Source organism: Streptomyces sp. BBFR51, assembly GCF_044591655.1.
Taxonomy (GTDB): Bacteria; Actinomycetota; Actinomycetes; order Streptomycetales; family Streptomycetaceae; genus Streptomyces.
The window spans coordinates 1,200,078-1,205,257 of sequence record NZ_CP172448.1 but is presented as its reverse complement, the minus strand read 5'-3'; the positions used below and the strand labels follow the sequence as shown (position 1 = coordinate 1,205,257).

The 5,180-nt window shown below is 73.1% G+C and carries 6 protein-coding genes; 5 read left to right on the top strand and 1 reads right to left on the bottom strand.

Features of this window, described 5'->3' with window-relative positions:
• Positions 1–12: 12 nt before the first annotated feature.
• The 4 genes from ACGH7X_RS05500 to ACGH7X_RS05485 are packed head-to-tail and all read left to right on the top strand — an operon-like array spanning position 13 to position 3,002.
• The gene (locus ACGH7X_RS05500; protein WP_100570198.1) at positions 13–255 is read left to right on the top strand and encodes a phosphopantetheine-binding protein; all 243 of its coding nucleotides are present in this window, start codon (positions 13–15) and stop codon (positions 253–255) included.
• On the top strand, positions 252–1,523 hold the full coding sequence (locus ACGH7X_RS05495; RefSeq protein WP_399882181.1) for a beta-ketoacyl synthase N-terminal-like domain-containing protein: 1,272 nt from the start codon (positions 252–254) through the stop codon (positions 1,521–1,523). Before ACGH7X_RS05500 ends, ACGH7X_RS05495 begins: the two co-directional genes overlap by 4 nt.
• A 1-nt stretch (position 1,524) precedes the next feature.
• A complete protein-coding gene (locus tag ACGH7X_RS05490; protein WP_399882179.1) occupies positions 1,525–2,286 on the top strand; it encodes a thioesterase II family protein in 762 nt (253 codons plus the stop codon).
• Complete coding sequence (locus ACGH7X_RS05485; RefSeq protein WP_399882177.1) at positions 2,283–3,002, top strand: PIG-L deacetylase family protein; 720 nt, start codon at positions 2,283–2,285, stop codon at positions 3,000–3,002. The genes ACGH7X_RS05490 and ACGH7X_RS05485 overlap by 4 nt, the downstream gene beginning before the upstream one ends.
• A 50-nt stretch (positions 3,003–3,052) precedes the next feature.
• Here ACGH7X_RS05485 and ACGH7X_RS05480 read toward each other — a convergent pair whose 3' ends face one another.
• On the bottom strand, positions 3,053–3,451 hold the full coding sequence (locus ACGH7X_RS05480) for a DUF3224 domain-containing protein (protein ID WP_399882175.1): 399 nt from the start codon (positions 3,449–3,451) through the stop codon (positions 3,053–3,055).
• Between the two features lie 153 nt (positions 3,452–3,604).
• Here ACGH7X_RS05480 and ACGH7X_RS05475 point away from each other — a divergent pair, with 153 nt between their 5' ends.
• Positions 3,605–5,071 (top strand): AMP-binding protein, encoded by a 1,467-nt coding sequence (locus tag ACGH7X_RS05475; protein ID WP_399882173.1) that lies wholly within the window; start codon positions 3,605–3,607, stop codon positions 5,069–5,071.
• The last annotated feature ends 109 nt before the right edge of the window (positions 5,072–5,180 follow it).

Here is a 5,180-nt window from a genome sequence, read left to right as displayed (position 1 = left end):
GAGAACAGCGAGATGGACGACAGCGACATCTTCGAGGCGGTCCGGCGCAATCTGGGCGTCGTGGTGTACGACCTGGACACCTCCACCGTCACCCTCGACAACAGCCTGGCCGAGTTGGGCTGCAACAGCATCGACCGGGCGGAGGTGGTGACCCTCACCATGGAGGACATGGGCATCAGCGTGCCCGTGATGGAGTTCCAGCAGACCCGGGACATCCGCTCGTTGGTCGCCCTGCTCGCCCGGCACTCCGCGTGACCCCCGGCGGCGGCGTCGTGGTCACCGGTCTCGGCGTGCACTGCGCGGCCGGCGCGGGCCTGGCGGCTTTCACCGACGCGCTGCGGGCCGGCCGCAGCGCCCTGCTGCCCGCCGCCGACCGGGACACCGACTCACCCGGCGCGCCGCTGCCGCCCTTCGACTACCCGGCCCTGCTCACACAGCTCGGGGCCCGCGGCGGGTGGGTGCCGCAGAAGGCGGCCCGCACGGCGGCCAGGTCGCCGCTCGGTGTGCAGGTCTCCGTCCTGACCGCCGCGGAGGCCTGGGACCAGGCCGGACTCGCCGAAGCGGCCCTGCCCGCGGACCGGCTGGGCCTGGTGGTGGCCGGCAACAATGTCACCGGCGCGGGTGCGCAGCGCGCCGCCGACCGCCACCGGGAGCGTCCCGCCGCCGTCCCCGGCCGGTACGCGCTCCACATGCAGGACACCGACCAGGTCGGCGTGGTCAGCGAGGTCCTCGGCATCGAGGGCGAGGGCTGCACCGTGGGCGGCGCGTCCGCCAGCGGCAACGTCGCGCTGATCACCGCCGCCCGGCTGCTCGACGCCGGAGCGGTGGACGCCTGCCTGGTGCTGGGCGCGCCCACCGAACTCGCCCCGGTGGAACGCCAGGCCTACCGCGCGCTGGGCGCGATGACGCCCGCCGCCACCGGCGCCGACACCGACCACGACCCGCCCTGCCGCCCCTTCGACCGGGCGCACCGCGGGTTCACCGACGGTGTCGGCGGCGCCGCCGTGGTGCTGGAGACCGCCGCGGGTGCCCGCCGCCGGGGTGCGAAGGCGCTGGCCCGGCTGGCGGGGCACGCGCTGCGGCTGAGCGGTACCAGTCTCGCCGACCCGAGTGAGCAGGTGGAGGCCGCGGTGATGCGGACCGCACTGGAGCGGGCCGGAGTCGCCCCCGGGCGGCTCGGCTACGTCAACACGCACGGCACCGCCTCGCCGCTCGGCGACCGAACCGAGGCCGCCGCCCTGCTGCGGGTGCTCGGCCAGGACGCCCCGGCGCTGGTGAACGCCACCAAGGCGCTGACCGGGCACTGCCTGAGCGCGGCCGGGGTGGTCGAAGCGGTCGCCACCGTCGCCCAGCTGACCGGCGGCTTCGCGCACCCCAACCCGTGGCTCGCCGACCCGGTGGAGCCCCGGCTGCGGTTCACCGGCGCCGCACGGGTGCCGATGGCAGCCGAATTCGCGCTGTCCAACAGTTTCGGTTTCGGCGGGTTCCATTCCGCCGTGGTCTTCGCCAACGAGGGGGTATGACATGAGCAGGACCGAGGCGGAGCTCCGGCTGTTCTGCCTGCCGCACGCAGGCGGCGGTGGCGCGTTCTTCCACCCCTGGCGCGCCGCGCTCGCCCCCGGCATCGAGGTGCGCCCGGTGGTGCTGCCCGGCCGGGAGAGCCGGCTCCGCGAGCTGCCGTACGTGACGATGGAGCAGGCGATCGGTCCGCTGGCCGAACTGCTCGGCCCGCAACTCGACCGGCCCTACGCCCTGTTCGGGCACAGTATGGGCGCCGCCGTCTGCTACGAGCTCGCCCGGCGGTTCGTGGCGCTCGGCCTTCCCGCCCCGGTGCGGCTGTTCGTCTCGGCCCGCCGCGCCCCGCACCTGCCCGCCCGCCGCGCCTCCTACGCGCGGCTCGACGACGCGGCCTTCCTCACCGAGGTGGCCCGGCTCAACGGCACCCCGGCCGACCTGCTCGAACAGCCCGAGCTGGTACGGCTGTTCCTGCCGACGCTGCGTGCCGACTTCGAGCTGAACGACAGCTACACGCCGCTGCCAGGGCCGCGCCTGGACTGCCCGCTCTCGGCGTTCGTCGGGCGGGACGACCCGGAGGCCGACGCGGACGAGCTGGTGGCCTGGGCGCAGGTCACCGCGGCCGCGTTCCGCTTCCGCGAGTTCGACGGCGACCACTTCTACCTCAAGGACCAGGCGGCCGGCCTGCTCGACGAGATCCGGGCGGACCTCGCCCTTTGGCCGACCGCACCGATGAACCGTCAGCTGCCAACCGCAGGAGTGTCCCGATGACCGATGAGGAACTGCAGAGCCTGCCCGACGACTGGAGCCGCGGCCTCGCGGTGGTCGCCCACCCCGACGACGTCGAGTTCGGCACCTCAAGCGCCGTCGCCGCGTGGACGGCCGCCGGGAAGAGCGTCTCCTATCTGCTGATCACCAAGGGCCAGGCCGGCATTGACGGCCTCACCCCCGCCGAGTCGGCGGTGGTCCGGGAGGCCGAGCAGCGGGCCAGTGCCAAGATCGTCGGCGTCTGTGAGGTCGAGTTCCTCGACCACCGCGACGGCGAGATCGAGTACGGGCTCGGCCTGCGCCGGGACATCGCCGCCGCGATACGCCGTCACCGCCCCGACTTCGTGCTCGGCTTCAACGGCCGGGAGACCACCTCGACCGGCAAGTGGAACACCCCCGACCACCGGCACACCGCCCACGCCCTGCTGGACGCCGTCGGCGACGCCGGCAACCGGTGGATCTTCGAGGACATCGGCCTGGAGCACTGGGGCGGCGTCAAGTACGTGGCGATGGCCAACTCCCCGCAGCCCACCCACGCCGTCGACGTCACCGACCACCTGGAGGCGGGCATCGCCTCGCTGGAGGCGCACCGCGCCTACCTGGGCGGCCTCAACCCGCCGGTCACCAGCGTCCGCGAGCCGATGACGGCCTTCGCCAAGCTGGTCGGCGAGCGCTTCGGCGGCCGCCCCGCGGTGGCCCTGGAGATCATCGCGCGCTGAACGCGGGACGTCCCCGGACCGGCCGCTGCCGGTCCGGGGACGCCGTCGTCCTACGACAGCTGGTACTCCAGGCGGAAGTACGCCTTGCCCTCCTCGTCGTGGCCGAAGGCGCAGCTGCCGGTGAGGCCGGTCAGGCCGCCGGTGCCGGAGTTCGGGACCACGAAGCCCATGGTCTGCGGCTGGTCGTCGCCCATCGACGCGCCGTGCTGGACCACGAAGGTGCCGGAGCGGCCCGCGACGGTGGCGACGATGTGCTCGGTGGAGACGTATCCGGCCGACTTGTCGTCCGGACGGCAGCACAGCAGGACCGCCTCCCCTGTGCCCTCCACATCACCGTGGAATACGCGTTTCACATCGGCGCGGATAAGCGGCGGACCGTCCGTGGGCTCGAGATAGCTGGATTCTTCCCAGGAGGACGTTTCCCACGCGGAATTAGCGATCTGAGTCATGGTCAGTCATCTCCAGCCGATCCGAATGTCTACGGGTTCGCCAACCTCTCGACGGTATCGACAAGGAACTCCCGCGGTCGCGCAATTCTGAGCAGATAAGAAATTGGCGGCTTCGTAGCGTGGGATGTCCAGCCCAGTGGTCGAGGAGCCGACATGGAACAAGCGAGTACCGTGGTCCAAGTCACCGATCTGCTGCGCCGGCGGGCCGAGGCATATCCCGGCCGCATCGCACTCAACATCGACGGAACCGACGCGCTGAACTACGGCGACTGGCAGCGCCGGGTCGACCGCACCGCCCACGGCCTGCTCGGCATCGGCGTCACCAAGGGCAGCCGGATCGGCCTGCTGTACGGCGGCATGGACTGGACCGACTACGCGGTCGCCTACCTCGCCGTACTCAGTGCCGGCGCCGCCGCCCTGCACCTGAGCGACCGGCTCGGCGAACCCGAGATCGAACGCCGGCTGTCGGAGTGCCGGGCCGCCGGGGTGATCCACAGCAGCTCGCTCCGGCCGCCCGCGAGCTTCACCGGCTGGACCGCCGAGGTCGCCGGACTGGACAGCGGCGACGAGACGCCGGTCGACGTACCGCTGGCCCCCGAGGACATCGCCGACGTGCTCTACACCTCCGGCACCACCGGGCCGGCCAAGGCGTTCACCAACCCGCACGGCAACCTCACTTTCGGGCGCGGCCCCGAGGGCCTGCTGCAGTTCGAGAACCCGACGCCGCTGCTCGCCCCGATGCCGCTCGGCACCACCTCCAGCGCCACGACGGTCGCCATCATCGCGGTCACCTCGCCCTCGGCGCTGGTGCTGGTCGCGGTCGACGACGTGGAGCGGATGGCGGAACTGATCAGCCGCCACCGGATCGGCTTCGTGATGATCACCCCGTGGATCGCGATGCGGATGCTGGCCACCCGGATCGGCGAGCGCTACGACCTCAGCTGCGTGGAGCGGGTGGCGATCGCCTCCGCCCCGCTCGCCCCCGCGCTGAGCCGCGGACTGCTGAAGATGTTCCCCGCCGCGGAGCTGAACACCGCCTACTCGCAGTCCGAGGCCGTACCCGCGGTCGTCGTCAACACCTTCGACCCGGCCCGCCCCAGCACCCTCGGCCGGGCCGCCCGGGGCAGTGAGGTGCGGATCGCCGACGCGCAGGGCGCCGAACTGCCGCTCGGCGAGGTCGGCGAGATCCAGTTGCGCTCCGCCGCGCCCGGCCGCCGCTACCTCGACGCCCGGCGCGACGCCGAGGTGCGGATCGACGGCTGGATCCGTACCGGCGACCTCGGCCACCTGGACGAGGAGGGCTGGCTCCACCTGTTCGACCGCGGCAACGACGTGATCGACAGCGCCGGCGGGGCGCGGGTCTCCTCGGTGGCCGTCGAGGCGGCGCTGTACGAGCACCCGGCGGTCCGCGAGGCTGCGGTGGTCGCCGCGGGTTCGGGCCCGGCCGCGGTGGTGGTGCTGGAGGACCCGGCGGCCGCCGGCGAGCTGCCCGCCTTCCTGGCCGACCGGCTCGAACCGCACCAGCTGCCCGTCCTGGTCGAGGCCCGCGAGTCGCTGCCGCGGGGCATCACCGGCAAGGTGCTCAAGCGGATCCTGCGCCAGGAACTCGCCGACCGGTAGCCGGCCCGGCAGCCCCCGCGGCGCGGCACGGTCCGCGCGAGGACGGTCACGGAGAAGAACCGGCCGGCCGTGCCGGCCGCCGAGGTGACCGCGTACGCCAGGTCGTCCC